The sequence below is a fragment of the Bradyrhizobium sp. Bra64 genome (assembly GCF_024519875.1).
Taxonomy (GTDB): domain Bacteria; phylum Pseudomonadota; class Alphaproteobacteria; order Rhizobiales; family Xanthobacteraceae; genus Bradyrhizobium; species Bradyrhizobium japonicum_G.
In genome coordinates, this window is the sequence record NZ_JALJRD010000001.1 from 275,066 (window position 1) to 293,937 (window position 18,872).

Sequence of the window (18,872 nt, forward strand, 5' to 3'; positions counted from 1 at the left end):
AAGCTGGGCTGAAGTGTGACGAAGTTCCACGAAAGGCGGCAGATTCGCCGCATCTCGACCCATAACCGGGCCCCGGTTTACTCGAAAAAAGGCCCTCCTTGCAACCACCTGACCCGAGAAAGCCGATGCAACCAACCCCCGATTTCGACCCCGGAAAGCTCGCCAGATCGCTGCTCAGGCGGTCGCGGCAGGGCGCTCTCGCAACGTTGATGGTGGCCAGTGGTGATCCCTATTGTTCCCTGGTCAATCTGGCGAGCCATCCGGACGGCTCGCCCATCCTGCTGATCTCGGGATTGGCCGTGCACACCAGGAACATCCTCGCCGACAGCCGGGTCTCCCTGATGCTGGACGAACGGGCGGCGGGCGATCCCCTTGAAGGTGCCCGGATCATGCTGTCCGGCCACGCCGAGCAGGCCGATGCCGACAAGGATCTGCTCCAGCGACGGTATCTCAGTGCCCATCCGTCGGCAGAAGCCTTTGTTTCCTTTAAAGATTTCTCATCCTTCCGGATCCGGCCGACGGGAACCCATCTGGTCGCCGGCTTCGGCCGCATCGTCGATCTCAAGCCGGAGCAGTTCCTCACGGACCTCACCGGCGCCGAGGACCTGCTGGCGGCAGAGGAGGGGGCGGTCGCGCACATGAATGCCGATCACCGCGACGCCATGGGCCTCTATGCCACAAAACTGCTCGGCGCGGCCGAAGGCGACTGGCGCTGCACCGGGTGTGACCCCGAAGGCCTCGACATGCAGGACGGCCAGACCGCATTGCGGCTGGACTTCCCGGAGCGGGTGACTGATGGCACGGCGCTGCGCAAAATGCTGGTCCGCCTCGCCGGCGAGGCGCGCGCCAAGACAGGCTAGCGATAATTTGAACGCTCCCGCCCATCGCCGCGACCCAAATCCGTAATGGTTCGAGGTCGGCAGCGAGGGGGTTCATGACACGCCGTCGTTTGACGCTGATTGCGGGTTTGGCGCTCGCGATCGCTGCATCGCTGGCCACGCCAGGCTATGCCCAGAAGGGCGATCTGTCCACGCAGAGCGCGCGGATCAACGCGCTGAGAAGTGCCGGCAAATATTCGGAGGCGCTACCGCTGGCGCAGGCCATGGTCGCGAGCGTGGAGAAGACCAGCAACATCCGCGATCTCGCGGCCGCGCTCAACAATCTCGGGCAGATCCACGCAGATCAGGGACGCGACGACCAAGCCGAACCGCTCTACAAGCGCGCCATTGCGCTGATGGAGAAGGGGACAGGTCTCGATAGCGTCGAGATCGCGCCCCTGCTGACGAATCTCGCCGCGCTCGATCAGCGGCAGAGTCGTTATGCCGAAGCCGAGCCGCTGTTCAAGCGCGCGCTCGCCGTTCGCGAGAAGGGGCTGTCGCGCGAACATCCCGATGTCGGCCAGTCCCTCAACAATCTCGCCACGCTCTATGTGAAACAGCAGCACTATGCGGACGCCGAGCCGCTGTTTCAGCGGGCGCTCGCGATCTACCAAAAGGCCGCTGGCCCCGAGCATCCGGCGGTGGCAACCGTCCTGAACAACGTCGGCCAGGTCTATCGCGACCTCAACCGCGATGCGGACGCCGAGGCGCCGATCAGGCGCTCGCTCGCAATCCGCGAGAAGGTGCTGGGACCGGATCATCCCGACGTCGCGCGCTCGCTGAACAATCTCGCCGGCCTTTACGAGCATCAGCAGCGCTACGCCGATGCCGAGCCGCTTTATCGCCGCGCGCTCGTCATCCGCGAGCGTGCACTCGGTCCCGATCATCCCGACGTCGCGACCTCGACCAGCAATCTGGCCTATTTTCTCCACGTCTCCGGGCGGAACGCGGACGCGCTGCCGCTAGCGGAAAAGACGCTTCGGGGGGATCGCGCGCAGTTGCGCGTCGTGTTGCCGGTCCTGTTCGCAGCGCGGCAGCAATCGCTCCTGGCCGGCGACACGGCGCTTGACGAGGCCCTCGCCGCGATCCAGCGCGGCACGCAATCCTCCGCCGCTTCCGCCGTCAACAAGCTTGCGGTGCGCCTCGCTGCCGGCAGTGACCTTCTCGCGGAGCTGGTGCGCCGGGACCAGGATCTCGCGGCCGAGTCCGAGGCGCTCGACAAGGCGATCATGACCGCGGTTTCGAAGCAATCGGCCCAACGCGACGTCGCATCGGAGCAGCGCAACCGCGCGCGCATTGCGGCGATCGCGAACGAGCGCGCGGGCTTGCAGAAGAGGCTCGCGGTTGAGTTTCCCGATTACGCCTCGCTGTCCAATCCCCTGCCGCTCACGGTAAAGGAGGTTCAGCCTCTGCTGTCGGCCGACGAGGCGATGGTGCTCTACGCCGTCGTGGACAAGCAGAGCTATGTCATGGCGATCACGCGCGAGGGCGTCGACTGGAAGGCGATTCCACTCGGCGCGGATGCTCTGACGCAGAAGGTGACTTCATTCCGCAAGGGACTCGACGTCGGCAAGGCGCGTGATGCGTCCGGCAAATCCGGATTGTTCGATCTCGGGCTCGCCCACGAGCTCTATGTCGCGCTGCTCGGTCCGGTCGAGGCGTTGATCAAGGACAAGCGCAGCCTGCTGGTGGTGCCCTCGGCTGCGCTGACCGCATTGCCGTTTCATCTGCTGGTCACGGAGACGCCGCAGGCTGCGATCCCGGACACGCTCGAAGGCTATCGCGGCGCCGCCTGGCTGTTGCGGCGTCAGGCCGTCTCGGTGCTGCCGTCGGTGGCCAGCCTGAAATCGCTGCGCGCGTTTGCGCGCAAGGACCAGAGTATAAAGCCGATGACCGGCTTTGGCGATCCGGTCTTCAACCCTGCGCTCGAAGCGCCCGCCGACCGTCGTGCGGCGAGCGGCAAGGTCGCTGCGCGCAGCGTCGCGACGATTGCCTATACCGATTTCTGGCGCGGTGCCGGCGTCGACCGCGCGCGGCTGGCCCAGGCGCTGCCGCAACTGCCTGACACCGCCGACGAGCTGAACGCGGTGGCGAGGGACGTCGGCGCGGCCGAGGCCGACATCCATCTCGGCCGCGACGCCAGCGAAACGACACTCAAGCGTGCAGCGCTTGCTCAATACAGCATCATCTACTTCGCCACCCACGGCCTCGTTGCCGGCGATGTCAAGGGATTGGGCGAGCCCTCGCTCGCGCTCTCCATTCCCGATCAACCCACGGAGCTCGACGACGGTCTGCTGACCGCGAGCGAAGTCGCCCAGCTCAAGCTCAATGCGGATTGGGTTGTGCTGTCGGCCTGCAACACCATCGCAGGCGACAAGCCCGGCGCCGAGGCCCTGTCGGGACTGGCGCGCTCATTCTTCTATGCCGGCGCCCGCGCACTCCTGGTCTCGCATTGGGCAGTGGATTCGGAAGCTGCCACCCGCTTGACCACGTCGACTTTCGAGCTGCTCAAAAACGAACCAAAAATCGGCCGTGCCGAAGCCTTGCGCCGCGCGATGTTGACGTATGTTGATGACGCATCGTCGCCGCGCAACGCCTATCCCGCGATGTGGGGGCCGTTCGCGCTCATCGGCGAGGGCGAGGTACGATAGAACGGCCCGGCATTAGTCTCCGATTGTGCGTCGCAATAACCCTCGGAAACGCCGAAACAAGCGTTTGGTTGCGCGACCATTCGCAATTTTTTGATGCGCCTGCTCAGAGCTGTCATGCGCGACGTTTGGCGCGGTCCTTGAATAAACCAAATCCTGCGGGATCAGCTTGGCAACGCAAGCGTTCATCAGTATTAGGTCGTCCAACCGAGGCCGGGCGGCCTACTATTCACGGTGACCGCGGCGGCGCCAAAGCATGATCGCGCTGAGTGTCGCGGGTTCTAGGAGGATTTTTCGTGCAAGAGACGGGCGTGCGCAACGGTGCCTTCGGTGCCGACAAATTCGGCTTAAAGAATCTCAAACAGGTTCACTGGAACCTCGGCGCACCGCAGCTTTACCAATATTCGCTCTCCGCGGGCGAGGCGGTGCTCTCGGCCGACGGCGCGCTCTGCGCGGACACCGGTGAATTCACCGGCCGTAGCCCGAAGGACAAGTTCACGGTCCGCGACGCCACCACCGACAAGAAGATGTGGTGGGCCGGCAACCAATCGATCACCGCTGAGCAGTTCGAGACGCTGTACCAGGACTTCCTCAAGCACGCCGAAGGCAAGTCGCTGTTCGCGCAGGACCTGTATGGCGGCGCCGATCCGGCCTACCGGATCAAGACCCGCGTCTTCACCGAACTCGCCTGGCATTCGCTGTTCATCCGCACGCTTTTGATCCGCCCCGAGGCGATCGAGTTGTCGACCTTCATGCCCGAGCTCACCATCATCGACATGCCGAGCTTCCGCGCCGATCCGAAGCGACATGGCTGCAAGTCGGAGAACGTCGTTGCGATCGACTTCGCCCGCAAGATCGTGTTGATCGGCGGCTCCTATTATGCCGGCGAGATGAAGAAGTCGGTCTTCACCACGCTGAACTACTATCTGCCCGAGCGCGGCGTGATGCCGATGCACTGCTCGGCCAATGTCGGCGCCAAGGGCGATGCCGCGATCTTCTTCGGGCTTTCAGGCACCGGCAAGACCACGCTGTCGGCCGATCCGAACCGCACGCTGATCGGTGACGACGAGCACGGCTGGGGCCCGAACGGCGTCTTCAACTTCGAAGGCGGCTGCTATGCCAAGTGCATCAAGCTGTCGCAGGAAGCCGAGCCCGAGATCTATGCGGCATCGACCCGCTTCGGCGCGGTGCTCGAGAACTGCGTGCTCGACGAGGACACCCGCGTGGTGGACTTCGACGACGGCTCCAAGACCGAGAACACCCGCTCGGCCTACCCGCTCGACTTCATCCCGAACGCTTCGCGCACCGGCCGCGCGCCGCAGCCGAAGAACGTGGTGATGCTCGCCGCGGACGCCTTCGGCGTGCTGCCGCCGATCGCCAAACTGTCGCCTGCGCAGGCGATGTACCACTTCCTCTCCGGTTACACCGCCAAGGTCGCGGGCACCGAGCGCGGCCTCGGCAACGAGCCGCAGCCGGAATTTTCCACCTGCTTCGGCTCGCCGTTCCTCCCCCTCGATCCATCCGTCTACGGCAACATGCTGCGCGACCTGATCGCCCAGCACAATGTCGACTGCTGGTTGGTCAACACCGGTTGGACCGGCGGCAAGTATGGCACCGGCTCGCGCATGCCGATCAAGGTGACGCGCGCTCTGCTCACCGCCGCGCTCGATGGCTCCTTGCGCAACGTCGAATTCCGCACCGACAAATATTTCGGCTTCGCGGTTCCGACCGCCCTGCCGGGCGTTCCCTCCGAGATCCTCAACCCGGTCAACACCTGGAAGGACAAGGACGAGTTCGACAAGACCGCCCGCGCGCTGGTCGGCATGTTCCAGAAGAACTTTGCCAAGTTCGAAGCCCAGGTCGACGCCGAGGTCCGCGCCGCCGCGCCGGACGTGAAGCTCGCCGCTGAGTAAGGTCGCGCTGCTTGAAATGCGAAAGGGCGGCCGAAAGGCTGCCCTTTTTTGTTTCTTGCGATATCTTTCCGCCGTCATTGCGAGCGCAGCGAAGCAATCCAGAATCCCTTCGCAGTGACAGCCTGGATTGCTTCGCTGCGCTCGCAATGACGAGTTTGTGGAAGCACTCAGGCCTTGAAATACGCGATCTGCGTGCTCGTCGCTAGCAGCCTTCCGTTTGGCGACCACAGCTCTGCGTTCTGGTCGGCGTAGCTCTTGTGCATGATCTTCGAATCGGCGGTCGCGAGCACGCGCGTGATGTCCTCGGTGGCGAGCTCTTCGGCGTCGGTGTGGAAATACGTCGTCAGTGACACCGTGCCGAACGGCACCAGCTCGCGGCGGGCGTGGAAGATGCGGCCGAAGAAGGCGTCCGACATCGACATCAGCGACAGTATGTCGAGCTTGCGCGGCGTGCGGTCGCTGATCCAGATTTTCGAATAGGTGCTGGCGAGCTCGGCCTGCGGCGGACCGATCCGCATCTCGCCCTCGACGAAGCGGAATTCATACTGGTTGGCCCAGGACGCAGAAATCTTGGGGAACGGCAGCGTCTCTTCGAACGGCTTTGTATCCGGATATCGCGCGACCCTGTGCTCCCAGGATGGCCGGCGCTCGGCGAACACCGCGGTGGCGAGCGTCGCGACCTCGCCGCCGCCCTGCGACAGTTCGACGCTCCAGTGCTGGCTGGAGCGGTTGGCCTTCACCAGCCGCACGTCGAGATCGAACGGGCCCTTGGCGATCGGCGCGCAGTAGTTGACGGTCACGGCCAGCGGATCGCCGGCGGCTTGCGGATGGTCGATCAGCGCGCGCAAAATGGTCGCGGCGGTGGCGCCGCCGAACGGGCCGACAAAGGCCCAGTAGTCGTCGCTGGTGTGCCCCTGCCAGCTGGAGTCACCGGCGGTGACGCGGGTGGCGTCGTCGAAAGGGTGCGGGAGCTTGGCGTGCATTTTTCCATCCGGCTTCCAATGACGGACGTCATATCACGTCCGGCGCCGGCTTGTGCAATTACCTCTGGGGTAACCGGTTTCACGCCGCGGAAATTCAGCCCGCGATGTCGCGCAGATCGGGCAGCAACGGCGTGGTCGGATTGACCGGCACGTTCCAGATCTCCTCGGCATATTCGCGAATTGTGCGGTCGGAGGAGAACCACGCCATGCGCGCGACGTTGAGGATGGAGGCGCGCGTCCAGGCCGGCGGCACCTGCCAGCGCGCATCGACATTGCGCTGCGCCTCGTAATAGGAATCGAAATCGGCGCTGACCATGTAGTGGTCGAGATAGCGCAGCGCATGCGCGATGGATTCGAAGCGGCCGGGATCGCCGGGCGAGAACTCGCCGGCGCCGATCGCATTGATGGCGCGCTGGAGCTTCGGCGAATTGCGGATCGTGTCGGAGGCATCCAGCCCCTGCTTGCGCCGGATCATCACGTCGCCGGCTTCCATGCCGAAGATCGCGATGTTCTCTGCGCCGACATGGTCGCGGATCTCGATGTTGGCGCCGTCGAGCGTGCCGATGGTGAGGGCGCCGTTCAGCGACAGCTTCATGTTGCCGGTGCCGGAGGCTTCCATGCCGGCCGTCGAGATCTGCTCGGACAGATCGGCTGCGGGAATGATGATTTCGGCAAGGCTGACATTGTAGTCGGGCAGGAACACGACCTTGAGCTTGCCGCCGATCGCGGGATCGTTGTTGACGACTTCCGCGACGTCGTTGATCAGCTTGATGATCAGCTTGGCGTAGCGGTAGCTCGCCGCCGCCTTGCCGGCGAAGATCTTCACCCGCGGCACCCAATTGCCGTTGGGGTCGTCCTTGATCCCCTGGTACAGCGCGACCGTCTCGATGACGTTGAGGAGCTGCCGCTTGTATTCGTGGATGCGCTTGATCTGCACGTCGAACAGCGCGCTCGGATCGACCTTGATGCCGAGCCGTTCGCCGATCAGGCGCGCGAGTGCTGTCTTGTTGTGAAGCTTGACGCTGCGGAACTTCTTCTGGAATTCGACGTCGCTGGCACGCGCCTCGATCAGGCTGAGCTGGGTCGGATCGTCGAGCACGGCCTCGCCGCAGGTCTCACGCAACAAATCGGTCAGCTTCGGGTTGGCCAGCATCAGCCAGCGGCGGAAGGTGATGCCATTGGTCTTGTTGGTGATGCGGCCGGGATAGAGATGGTTGAGATCGTGGAACACAGTCTCGCGCATCAGGTCGGAATGCATGGCGGAAACGCCGTTGATGCGGTGCGAGCCGACGAAGGCGAGCTGGCCCATGCGTACGCGGCGTCCGCTTCTCTCGTCGATCAGCGAGACCGAGGCGCGGAAGTCGATGTCGCCGGGCGCGCGCGCTTCGGCCAGCGCCAGATGCTGCACGTTGATGCGGTAGATGATCTCGAGATGCCGCGGCAGCAGCCGCTCGAACAGCTCGACCGGCCAAGTCTCCAGCGCCTCGGGCAGCAGCGTGTGGTTGGTGTAGGACAGCGTGGCGACCGTGATCTTCCAGGCCTCGTCCCAGCGGAAATTGTGCAGGTCGATCAGAATCCGCATCAGCTCGGTGACGGCAAGACTCGGATGCGTGTCGTTGAGCTGCACTGCGACCTTCGACGACAGGCTGCGGAGCTGGCCGTCGGAGGACAAATGCCGCTTGATCAGATCCTGAAGCGAAGCGGAGACGAAGAAATATTCCTGGCGCAGCCGCAGCTCGCGCCCAGCGGGGCTCTCATCGTTCGGATAGAGGAATTTGCAGATCGCTTCGGCGCGCGACTGCTCGGCGCTGGCGCTGACATAGTCGCCCTTGTTGAAGGCGTCGAGCTTCAAGGGATCGGGCGAGCGCGCCGACCAAAGCCTGAGCGCGTTGACGTGCTGGCCGCGCCAGCCGACGATCGGCGTGTCATAGGCGAGCGCCTGCACGGTCTCGGCCGGATGCCAGATCGCGCGGTCGCGGCCCTTGTCGTCGACATGCTCGACGCCGCCGCCGAAATTGATGTCGTAGATGACTTCCGGCCGCTGCAATTCCCAAGGGTTGCCGAAGCCGAGCCATTCGTCCGGATATTCCTGCTGCCAGCCCTGATTGATGATCTGGCGAAACAGGCCGAAATCGTAGCGGATGCCGTAGCCGATCGCGGGGATCGACAGCGTCGCCATGCTTTCCATGAAGCAGGCGGCAAGCCGACCGAGGCCGCCATTGCCGAGCGCCGCATCCGGCTCGCATTTGCGCAGCTCAGGGAGCGACACGCCGAGATCGCCGAGCGCGACCTCGAAGATCTTCAGGAGCCCCATGTTGTTCAGCGCGTCGGTGAAGAGACGGCCGATCAGGAATTCAAGCGAGAGGTAGTAGACGCGCTTGCGTCCGGCATCGTAGCTGCGCTTCTCCGCGGACAGCCAGCGATGCACGATGCGGTCGCGCAGTGCCAGCGCTGCGGCCTGGTACCAGTCGTGCTTGGTCGCCATGCCCGCGTCCTTGCCGATGGCAAGGCGGAGCTTCGCCAGGATCGCGCCCTTGATCTCAGCCAACGCGAGTTCGTCGATGGGCTGCCCGGGGGCGGGGAAATTGGGCTGGAACGATGAATCTTGCAAAGCCGTCACTTCCTGGTCGAAGACTACTACTCACCCTACGCATCTTGGCCGTGCCCCGGAACCATCGCTGATGCGGCCGTGCACTGCGCTGGCGTAAAATTATGCAAGGAACGGGCCGATTTGGGAACCCGGAGGAGCACGGAGAAACGAGGATTTGCTGCTAGATTAGCGGCAAATTCAGCCATCAGTGTGGAGGAGACGTCCCATGAGACTTCTGATGCGACTGCCGATCGAAATCGCCGCCGCGGCCCTGCTCGTCGTCTGCATCGCCGCCCCCAGCGCTGCCTTAGCCGCCGGCAAGCAGGGCCGCAGCGCCGACGGCCTGAGCTGCGGCTTTGCCGTCCCGCAAAATGCATCTCCCGCCGCGCGCTGCGCCGCCATCAAGCGCCAGTGCGGTGGGAAGTTTTATGCGAGCGCGTGTGGGGATAGGCTGATGTCGGCAGCGAATTGAGAGAAAGGTCGCGCCAAATTGGCGACGCGACGACGGGCTGTCGGATCCGCGCAGTTGCCTTGCTACGATTGATCGTCCTCAATGAGGTTTATGCCTTCATCGCTCAATGCCTGCATTACGACTTCGATGTCCTCAGGCTCAGTCGTCGCTGACGGCAACAATTCGTTGAGCTGATCAAAGGTTACGGCTCCTGTCCGATGACCAAGCTCGATCGCCTTCCGGATCGCATCTTGCAGTCTCATTCCTCGATCTCCTGTCCCTTGCCTCTACTGAGAGGCGAGAGTCACCAGTTCATCGGAACAAATTAAGAACACTTTAGCAAGTCTTTGATATATCATTGTGATTCGGCGCGTTGCCGACACAATATCTAGGGTCTGTCAGACTTCGCGAGGACTACATGTCCACCATTGCCTTCGATCAGTTTGCCCTTACCAGGATCGCCGATTTCGCGCGGTCGTTGTCGCGGCTGCATCAGGCGGCGCGGCGCCATGCCGTCGATGACGACCAGTTCGACCGCGAGTTCAACGCGGTGTGCCAGTCGATCTGGGGCTACACCATCGACGACATCAGCGACGATCTGTTCGCGGCCGAAGACCATCTGTTCCTCGACACGCTGGACGAAGCGCAAGCGCGCATCTTTGCGGCAGAGCAGGGCTACGATCTCGTCGATGAGACGGGCATGCTCACCGACTGGTGGGGGTTCTGCTGGATGATTTTGGCAGAGAAGCGCGGCCTGCTGACTCAGGAAAACCGCGCTGCCGCGCGCGCGGCGATCGAGGAAAAATATCTGGCGGCGCCGAACGTGATCGGGGTGATCATCGGCAGGTGACCCACCATCCTCCGCCATTGCGAGCGTAGCGAAGCAATCCTGAGTCCTTCCGCGGAGGGATTCTGGATTGCTTCGTCGCAAGTGCTCCTCGCAATGACAGCTTTGTTGCAGACGCGCCTTAATCCAATGCCGCTCTCTTCGCCGGCTTCTGCGTCTTCGGCACCGTCACGTCAGGCAGCGTCTCGCGCACGATCTCCGTGGCCGGCGCATCCCCGGCGACCGTCTCTGCGCGCACCGGCGCCACCTTCATCTCGCCGAGGCGGGCACGGACCTGCGCGGTGAGGCCGGGATAGGAGGCGACCGGGGTGAAGTCCGCAGCCTGGTCGTTGCCGACGCGGATGCCGGTATAGGCAACGAGGCCGTCGGTGGTCGCGATCACGTCGCCGGCTTTGAGCGAGGAGTCCAGCGCCAGATCGACCGGAGCGAGGCCGACCGGCTCGCGGCCGTTGCAGGTGCAGTCGGCGCGCAGCGCCTTGCGGTAGGCGAACGCATTCTCGCTGTCGGCGTAGCGCTCGCCGGTCTGCGATGCGGCGCCGTCGATCGAGGAGCCGAAATAGACCTTCGTCGCGGTGGCAGGACAGAATGCCTGACACATCTGTGCGGGCGAGGCGAGGCCGCGCATCAGCGGAAAATATTTGCCGTCGCAGCTGCGCACGCAGAATGCGGGTCCCGAGCCGCCGGCCGCGGCCGAACGCGTCGGCGGGACGTATTGCGGGGCATTCTGCTGGCCGGTGAAGGGGTCGGCGTAGGAGTTCGCCTGCTGCGGCACCTCACGCTGCGGCCGCTGCTGCTGCATTCCGCCGAAGAAGAAGTCGAACAGGCCTTCGGCCGAAACCGGGGCCGGAGCCGCAAGCAGCGGTGCTGCCAGTGTGGCGGCCACAAGCATCGCGCGACGCCGCCGGCGCGAATGGGACATGACTGTACGCAACGCTTACTCCACCGGACGCTACCGAACCGGCCGGGACCATCAGGTCTCGGCACCGGATTCACCATAAAGCGGGATGGTAAATGAGCGGTTGAGGAGGCCGGTTTCGTGACCCCGGACGCTGCGTTGCACCCGCAACGCGACAGACGTCAGGCCTTCAAAAATTCCGACGCCTTGTAGAGCGAGCGGAACGGCAGGCCGGCCGCACCGAACGTGTCGGTGGCGCCTTCCTCGCGGTCGACCATGGTCAGCACGAGCACGACTTCGGCGCCGGTTTCGCGCACGGATTCCACCGCCTTCATCGCCGAGCCGCCGGTGGTGGTGACGTCCTCGACGATCACGACGCGCTTGCCGGCAAGCGTCTCGCCCTTGGGCAGGCCTTCGATGGCAAGCTTGGCGCCGTGCTCCTTCGGCTTCTTGCGCACGAAGAACGCCGCGATCGGATGGCCCTTGATCCAGGAGATCTGCGCCAGCGCGCCGGCCAGCGGCACCGCGCCCATCTCCAGCCCGCCGATGAAATCGAGCTGGTCATCCTTCAGCGTCTCATAGGTGAGCTCAGCGAGCAGGGTCGCGCCCTCCGGGTCGAGCATGGTCGGCTTGAGGTTGAAGTAGAAATCGCTCTTGCGGCCCGACGCGAGCGTGACATCGCCGCGGCCGAAGGAGCGCCGGCGGATGATTTCGAACAGGCGGGCGCGGGAGGCTGATTTCGACACGGCGGTCCCTCGGGAGCGTTTTTGGAAGTGGCGGAATTTATCCGCGACAGCCGGGACATTCCAGAGGGGGCGTCCCCCGTCAACAGGGATCGGCCATCCCGGTCCGCCGGTTGTGGGGGTGCAACCTTCTGGAGTAGGTGGATGCCGGATGTCTCGGGCAAGAAAACTGGGCAAGAGAACTGAGCAAGAAAACCGGCAAGGAAACGTGGAAATGACCATCGAGCTGCACACCTGGAACACGCCGAACGGCCGCAAGATCTCGGTCGCGCTGGAGGAAATGGGGCTGCCCTACAAGGTGATCCCGGTGAATATCAGCAAGGGCGAGCAGATGGCGCCGGAGTTCCTCAAGCTCTCTCCCAACAACAAGATCCCCGCGATCCTCGACCCCGAGGGGCCGGACGGCAAGCCCGTCAGCATCTTCGAGTCCGGCGCGATCCTGCTTTATCTCGGCGAAAAGACCGGCAAATTCCTGCCGAAATCGCTTTCAGGGCGCATCCCGGTCTACGAATGGCTGATGTGGCAGATGGGCGGCTTCGGCCCCATGCCCGGCCAGGTGCACCATTTCATCGCGCTCGAGAACGAGCAGGACCGCACCTACGGCCTGAAGCGCTACATGGCCGAGACCCGGCGGCTCTACGGCGTGCTGGACCGCCGGCTCGACGGCCGTGACTTCGTCGCCGGCGACCTCTCGGTTGCCGATTTTGCCATCCTGGGCTGGGCATGGCGCCATCCTCGCCACAAGGTTGACCTGGCCGATTTTCCCAACGTCAAGCGCTGGTATGAGGCGCTGATGGCGCGGCCTGCGGTGAAGCGGGGCATGGAAGCAAAGCTGGATTGAGCTGACGGCGTCATCGCCCGCCTTGCGCGCACTTGCGCACTGGGGCGGGCGATCCAGTACTCCAGAGACGGTTGAGTTAGAGCCGAGAAGCTGCGGCGTGCTGGATGCCCCGGTCAAGCCGGGGGACCGCGTCCCCCATCACACCTTCTTCGCTTCGACCACCATTCGCACCGCAAGCCCGGCCAATACCGTGCCCATCAGCCAGCGCTGCACCAGCATCCAGCTCGGCCGGTTTGCCAGGAACAGCGCGATCGATCCTGCCGCGAGCGCGATCATCGCATTGACGCTGACGCTGATCGCGATCTGGATCGCGCCCAGCACCACCGATTGCGTCAGCACGCTGCCGGCGGCGGGATCGATGAACTGCGGCAGCAGCGCCAGATACAGCATCGCGATCTTCGGGTTGAGCAGATTGGTGACGAAGCCCATCGCGAACAATTTGCGCGGGCTGTCGATCGCAAGCGTCTTGACCTGGAACGGCGAGCGTCCGCCCGGCTTAACCGCCTGCCAGGCGAGCCACAGCAGATATCCGGCGCCGGCAAAGCGCAGCGCGTCATATGCAAAGGGAATTGCGAGCAGGAGCGCCGTGATGCCAAAGGCCGCGCATAGCATGTAGAACACGAAGCCCAGCGCCACGCCGCCGAGCGAGACGATGCCGGCCGCCGGCCCCTGCGTGATCGAGCGCGAGATCAGGTAGATCATGTTCGGCCCCGGCGTGAGCACGAGACCGAGAGAGACGAGAGCGAAACCGAGCAGGGCGGAGGTATGGGGCATGATCGAACCGGTGCGGGGGATGGCACGGTTTTATTATGAGCGGGACGGTTGGGCCATCGCGCAATTGCTCGGAGGACAATTCGATTCCGCGCTGGCGCAGCACAGGCCCCGGAGCGCCTATTCCCCTGGGCCCGCCGGCGCCGCCTTGACCGCGCTTGTGCGGCTCTTCTGCCTGGCGGATTGATCGGCTCCGAGATAAGCGTCCATTCGTCCCGACGCGGCCTGGAACAGGCGATCGGAGAACGCGCCGGCGAGCAGGCAAAGAATTGTCACTTTCCAGAAATCGGTTTCGCCGCCGCCCTGGGTTGAATTGGCGAATATTGAAATGAAGCCGGTGAAGAAGAGCCCAATGACGACAACGGACGCGACGCCTCCAAACGCCATGGAAGCCCACATTCGTCCAATGAAATTGCTATCTTCGAGCAATCCCCGCTTCGTCGGGCTGGCAAGGAACTTTGCGATGATCGACATCAACGCTCCAATCGCGCCAAGCGACAACGCGCGTGCCACCACATAGATATTCGAAGTATCAGCCGCAGCAGTTTCAAGCTTCTTTCGGATGTCCAGCTGGTTGGAAACAACGAAGGCTTTCTTGTCCTTCAAATCCCCATATTCGCCATTGAGCTGATCCAATTCGCTGCTCAGCTCAACCATCCTGGTCGCAGCCTCGATCCCAACCTTTGCAATGTCCTCGGCAAGGGCACCGGCGATCTTCATGTTGGCTTGCTTCGCCGTCAACGTTGCCGACAACTCCTTCATGCTGCGCTCTTGCTTCGATATCTTCGTCCGAAGTTCTGCGAGTTTTATGTCGGTGTTGCTTGCGTCCTCGGACAGCGCGGCGAGCGGCCGGCCATATTGATGTAGCGCCAGCAGGTATTCTGGATTGACGACCTTGAAAAGGTTTGGTGTCGCAACGAATCCAACCAGCCCGAGAATGACAAATGTTACGGCGCAAATCGCGGCACGCATCGGTGGCCCCCCCTGGAATGACTGCATCATTCCATTGAATCAGGGCGGCAGCAACCTAGGGGCGTGGAGCAGGGGAGATAGATACTTACGCAGCGCACAATGCGGTGGTCAGTGCGCCTCGTCCCAATTATTCGCAGCGCGCGCGTCGACGTGAAGCGGCACCGAAAGCAGCACGGCCGGGAACGGCGCGTCCTGCATCACGTGCTGGACCACGGGCAGCGTCGCCTCGACCTCCGCGTCGGGTACCTCGAAGATCAGTTCGTCATGCACCTGGAGCAGCATCTGCGCCGACAGCCTCTTCTCGGCGAGCGCGTCCTCCACCCGCGTCATGGCGCGGCGGATAATGTCGGCGGCGGTGCCCTGGAGCCGCGCGTTGATCGCGGCGCGCTCGTTGAAGGCACGCACCGAGGCGTTCGAGGCCTTGATGTCGGGATAGTGGCATTTGCGGCCGAACAGCGTAGTGACGTAGCCGTGGCTCCGGCAGAAGTCCCGCGTCTCGTCCATGTAGGCGCGGATGCCGGGAAAGCGCTCGAAATATTTCTTGATGTAGGCGGACGCTTCCTCGCGTGCGATGCCGAGCTGATTGGCGAGGCCGAACGCCGAGATGCCGTAGATGATGCCGAAATTGATCGCCTTGGCGCGGCGGCGGATCTCGCTCGGCATGCCCTTGATCGGCACGCCGAACATTTCCGAGGCCGTCATCGCGTGAATGTCGAGCCCATCGCGAAACGCCTGCTTCAGCACGGGAATATCGGCGATCTCCGCCAGCAGCCGCAGCTCGATCTGCGAATAGTCGGCGGAGACCAGCTTGTGTCCGGGCGTCGCGATGAACGCGCGGCGGATCTTGCGGCCGTCCTCGGTGCGCACCGGGATGTTCTGCAGATTCGGCTCGTTCGAGGACAGCCGGCCCGTCGTGGTCGCGGCCAGCGCGTAGGTGGTGTGCACGCGATGGGTCTGCGGATTGACATAGGTCGGCAGCGCGTCGGTATAGGTCGACTTCAGCTTCGAGACCTGGCGCCACTCCAGAATCTTCCTCGGAAGATCGTGGCCCTGCTCGGCGAGCTCGTCCAGCACCTGGGCGGTGGTCGACCACGCACCGGTCTTGGTCTTGGTGCCGCCCGGCAGGCTCATCTTGCCGAACAGGATGTCGCCGATCTGCTTCGGGCTGCCGACATTGATCGGCTCGCCCGCGATCTCCTGGATCTCGGCCTCGACGCGGGCTGCGGTCTGGGCAAAGTCGCCTGACAGTCGCGACAGCACCTGGCGATCGATCGAGATGCCGCGCCGTTCCATGCGCGCGAGCACCGCGACTAGCGGCCGCTCCAGGGTCTCATAGACCGTGGTCATGTGCTCGGCGACGAGGCGTGGCTTGAGCACGCGCCACACCCGCAAGGTCATGTCGGCGCCCTCCGCCGACAGCGGCGCCGCCTTGTCGATCGGCACCTGGTCGAAGGTGATCTTGCCCTTGCCGCTGCCGAGCAGCTCGCCCTCCTTCAGCATGGCGTGTCCGAACCAGCGCTCGGCGAGCGATTCCAGCCCGTGCGAGCCGCGGCCGGCGTCGAGCACGTAGGAGATCAGTTGCGCGTCGTCGGTGTTGCGCAAGGTGATGCCGTGCTGCGCCAGCATGACGGCGGTGAATTTGACGTCGAAGCCGATCTTGAGGATGCCCGTCGATTCCAGCACCGGCCGCAGCGCCTCGATCGCGTCATCATGCTTGACCTGATCCGGCGCAAGGCCTGCATCGAACAGGCCGGCGCCGCCGCCGGACTGTTTGTGCGCGAGCGGCACATAGCAGGCATCGTTCGACGCCAGCGCCAGTGCGATGCCGCAAAAATCGGCCTGCATCGGGTCGATGGAGTTGGCGCGGATCTCGACCGCAACCTGGCCGGCATCGTAGATGCGCGCGATGAAGGCGTTGAGCTCCTTGAGCGACTTGACCGCCTGGTATTTGCCGCGGTCGATCGGGAGCTTGCGCAAAGCTTCCTCGCGCGCAGCGGCGAGCGAGATCGGCGCGCCCTTGAGGCTCGCTCCCTTGTCACCCTTGTCGCCGCCTTTGGCAGTTGCCGCAGGACTGGCGAAGAGATCGCCGGAGGCCTCAGGCGATTTAGTCCTGTCGGCGCCGTCGGAGGTCCCGCCGCGTGCTTCGCTGCTATTCGCCGTGTCGGCATCCACATTGGAAGGATCGATCTGCGAATAGTCGGCGACGCGGCGCGTCAGCGTCGTGAATTCCATCGCCTTCAGGAAGGCGATCAGCTTGCGCGCATCGGGCTCGTGCACGGCGAGGTCGTCCAGCGGCACCTCCAGCTCGACCTTGTCGTCGAGCAGCACGAGTTGCCGCGAGATCCGCGCCTTCTCGGCATTCTCGATCAGCGCCTCGCGCCGCTTCGGTTGCTTGATCTCGCCGGCGCGGAACAGCAGCTGCTCGAGGTCGCCATATTCGACGATCAGTTGCGCGGCGGTCTTGATGCCGATGCCGGGCACACCGGGCACATTGTCGGTGGAATCGCCGGCCAGTGCCTGCACCTCGACCACCTTCTCAGGCGGCACGCCGAATTTCTCGATCACCTCGGGAATTCCGATGCGGCGATCCTTCATGGTGTCGTACATGACGACCTTGTCGGTGACGAGCTGCATCAGATCCTTGTCTGACGAGACGATCGTCGTGGTCGCGCCGCGGTCGGATGCCTGCCGCGCATAGGTCGCGATCAGATCGTCGGCCTCGAAGCCGCCCTGTTCCAGGCAGGGCAGGTCGAAGGCGCGCACGGCTTCACGGATCAGCGAAAATTGCGGGATCAGATCATCCGGCGCCGGCGGCCGATGCGCCTTGTACTCGGGATAGATCTTGTTGCGGAACGTGACTTCCGACTTGTCGAAGACAATCGCCAGATGCGTCGGCCGGTTGTCGGCGGGCATGTCGCGCAAGAGCTTCCACAGCATGTTGCAGAAGCCGAGCACGGCGTTGACCTGCAAGCCGTCGGACTTGCGGTTGAGCGGCGGCAGCGCGTGATAGGCGCGGAAGATGTAGCCGGAGCCGTCGACCAGAAAGATGTGGTCGCCCTTGCCGGCCGCTTTGGCTGCGGCCGGTTTGGCAGCGGGCTTGTCAGCAGCGGGCTTGGTGTCGGCTTTGGCGGCGGTCTTCGAGGATGTCTTGGGCATGGCCGCAATGTATGAATTTTTGCGGGCTTTGACAGCCTTGGGAGGGCGATTTTTGGGCTGTTGGCGCGACTATCCCCCGCTGTGATTCCCCGCTATTCAGCCGCCTGCAACACGGGTCCGGCCTTCTTCGGCGCGATCCAGAATGCATCGGGCCGCTCGAACAGGAAATTGCCGCCGAGCCGCAACGCGAGCTGCCAGATCGCGAGCGCCCCGACCACGCCGACGATGGTGACGATCAGCGACACCGTGCCGATATCCGGTATGATTCCCGTGCGCAGCAGCAGCGTTCGCGTGGCGGCCATCGGCAGGAAGAAGGCGAGATAGATCACGATCGAATGCTCGCCGCAGAAGCGGAAGACATTCAGCCGCTGCGCTCGCGCGAGCAGCGTGCCCATCGTGATGATGGCGCAGGCACCGGCAAAGCCGAGCACGAGTGAGATGATCTTCCACTCGCTGGCCCCACACGCGACCAGGCCGGCATTGACCAGCGCCCAGGTCGTGAGCGTTGCGAGCGCCCATGCGGGATGGCTGCGCGCGCGGTCCGACAACGCGAACACGTAGGGCGCGAACAGATAACCGGAATAGAAATAGACGAAGCGCGCGCAGAACTCGTCGATCGCAGTCCAGCCGGTCGAGATACGCGCCGTCTCCAGCGCAGCAGCGACGAGCCAGATCGCAGGCGACGGGATTCCCCGTGTCAATTTTGTGACGACGAAGAAGATCGGCAGAAGGTAGATGAACCAGAGCGTGCCGAACGGCTCGACGAAGGATTCCAGGTACATGAGGCCGACATCGCGCCAGCCTGTTTCCGCCGCGAAGGCCGGGGCCTTGAAGCCGAACTGGATTGTCACCCAGACGACATAGAAATAGGCGAAATGCACCACCTTGCGGTCGAGATAGGTTCGCCATTCGCGGTCGATCACCAATGGCAGGAACAGGCCCGAAATCAGGAAGAAATCCGGCATCCGGAACGGCTTTGCGAAGGCTACGGCGACATGCATGAAACCGGTCTCGCCGGCGGCGAGCTCGACCCCCAATACCGAATGCATCATCACGACCATGACGATGCAGATGCCCTTGGCATAGTCGACCCAGTCGACACGTGCGGCAGTGGAAGCCTCGATGCCTCCGCTCGCGAATGTGCCTGATGGTGCCATGGTGTCCCTTTTCGAGGCGTGTTCCGC

The 18,872-nt window shown here is 63.7% G+C and carries 15 protein-coding genes; 6 read left to right on the forward strand and 9 right to left on the reverse strand.

Annotation, left to right across the window (positions count from 1 at the left end; all coding sequences use genetic code 11):
* The first annotated feature begins 125 nt into the window (after positions 1-125).
* The 3 genes from NR187_RS01295 to NR187_RS01305 all read left to right on the forward strand — a co-directional run bounded on the left by NR187_RS01295 (position 126) and on the right by NR187_RS01305 (position 5,439).
* On the forward strand, positions 126-860 hold the full coding sequence (locus NR187_RS01295; protein ID WP_256805544.1) for a HugZ family protein: 735 nt from the start codon (positions 126-128) through the stop codon (positions 858-860).
* Between the two features lie 74 nt (positions 861-934).
* Entirely contained in the window at positions 935-3,529 is a 2,595-nt protein-coding gene (locus NR187_RS01300) for a CHAT domain-containing tetratricopeptide repeat protein (protein ID WP_256805545.1), read from the forward strand.
* Between the two features lie 293 nt (positions 3,530-3,822).
* Entirely contained in the window at positions 3,823-5,439 is a 1,617-nt protein-coding gene (locus tag NR187_RS01305; RefSeq protein WP_256805546.1) for a phosphoenolpyruvate carboxykinase, read from the forward strand.
* A 167-nt stretch (positions 5,440-5,606) separates the two neighbouring features.
* Here the strand turns inward: NR187_RS01305 and NR187_RS01310 are convergent, their stop codons facing one another.
* Positions 5,607-6,422: an acyl-CoA thioesterase II gene (locus NR187_RS01310; protein ID WP_256805547.1), complete on the reverse strand. Its 816-nt coding sequence runs from the start codon at positions 6,420-6,422 to the stop codon at positions 5,607-5,609.
* A gap of 94 nt (positions 6,423-6,516) precedes the next feature.
* The gene (locus tag NR187_RS01315; protein ID WP_256805548.1) at positions 6,517-9,033 is read right to left on the reverse strand and encodes a glycogen/starch/alpha-glucan phosphorylase; all 2,517 of its coding nucleotides are present in this window, start codon (positions 9,031-9,033) and stop codon (positions 6,517-6,519) included.
* Between the two features lie 205 nt (positions 9,034-9,238).
* Between NR187_RS01315 and NR187_RS01320 the strand changes: the two genes are divergently transcribed.
* A complete protein-coding gene (locus NR187_RS01320; RefSeq protein WP_256805549.1) occupies positions 9,239-9,484 on the forward strand; it encodes a hypothetical protein in 246 nt (81 codons plus the stop codon).
* 62 nt (positions 9,485-9,546) lie between these two features.
* On the opposite strand, the gene NR187_RS01325 is transcribed toward NR187_RS01320, so the two are convergent.
* Complete coding sequence (locus NR187_RS01325; RefSeq protein ID WP_211386281.1) at positions 9,547-9,726, reverse strand: RNA polymerase sigma factor region1.1 domain-containing protein; 180 nt, start codon at positions 9,724-9,726, stop codon at positions 9,547-9,549.
* Between the two features lie 155 nt (positions 9,727-9,881).
* Here NR187_RS01325 and NR187_RS01330 point away from each other — a divergent pair, with 155 nt between their 5' ends.
* Positions 9,882-10,313 (forward strand): hypothetical protein, encoded by a 432-nt coding sequence (locus NR187_RS01330; protein ID WP_211386282.1) that lies wholly within the window; start codon positions 9,882-9,884, stop codon positions 10,311-10,313.
* A gap of 118 nt (positions 10,314-10,431) precedes the next feature.
* Here NR187_RS01330 and NR187_RS01335 read toward each other — a convergent pair whose 3' ends face one another.
* The gene (locus NR187_RS01335) at positions 10,432-11,199 is read right to left on the reverse strand and encodes a DUF2865 domain-containing protein (RefSeq protein ID WP_211386283.1); all 768 of its coding nucleotides are present in this window, start codon (positions 11,197-11,199) and stop codon (positions 10,432-10,434) included.
* Between the two features lie 188 nt (positions 11,200-11,387).
* Positions 11,388-11,951 (reverse strand): orotate phosphoribosyltransferase, encoded by a 564-nt coding sequence (pyrE, locus tag NR187_RS01340; RefSeq protein WP_211386284.1) that lies wholly within the window; start codon positions 11,949-11,951, stop codon positions 11,388-11,390.
* A 211-nt stretch (positions 11,952-12,162) separates the two neighbouring features.
* Here pyrE and NR187_RS01345 point away from each other — a divergent pair, with 211 nt between their 5' ends.
* A complete protein-coding gene (locus NR187_RS01345) occupies positions 12,163-12,789 on the forward strand; it encodes a glutathione S-transferase family protein (RefSeq protein ID WP_211386285.1) in 627 nt (208 codons plus the stop codon).
* Between the two features lie 138 nt (positions 12,790-12,927).
* Here the strand turns inward: NR187_RS01345 and NR187_RS01350 are convergent, their stop codons facing one another.
* The 4 genes from NR187_RS01350 to NR187_RS01365 all read right to left on the reverse strand — a co-directional run bounded on the left by NR187_RS01350 (position 12,928) and on the right by NR187_RS01365 (position 18,845).
* Positions 12,928-13,563: a LysE family translocator gene (locus NR187_RS01350; RefSeq protein WP_211386286.1), complete on the reverse strand. Its 636-nt coding sequence runs from the start codon at positions 13,561-13,563 to the stop codon at positions 12,928-12,930.
* Positions 13,564-13,680: 117 nt separating this feature from the next.
* Positions 13,681-14,532: a hypothetical protein gene (locus NR187_RS01355; protein WP_256805550.1), complete on the reverse strand. Its 852-nt coding sequence runs from the start codon at positions 14,530-14,532 to the stop codon at positions 13,681-13,683.
* A gap of 108 nt (positions 14,533-14,640) precedes the next feature.
* Positions 14,641-17,688 carry a DNA polymerase I gene (polA, locus tag NR187_RS01360; protein WP_256805551.1) on the reverse strand — a complete coding sequence of 1,016 codons (3,048 nt, stop codon included), beginning with the start codon at positions 17,686-17,688 and terminating at the stop codon, positions 14,641-14,643.
* Positions 17,689-17,780: 92 nt separating this feature from the next.
* On the reverse strand, positions 17,781-18,845 hold the full coding sequence (locus NR187_RS01365) for an acyltransferase family protein (protein ID WP_256805552.1): 1,065 nt from the start codon (positions 18,843-18,845) through the stop codon (positions 17,781-17,783).
* Between the last annotated feature and the right edge of the window lie 27 nt (positions 18,846-18,872).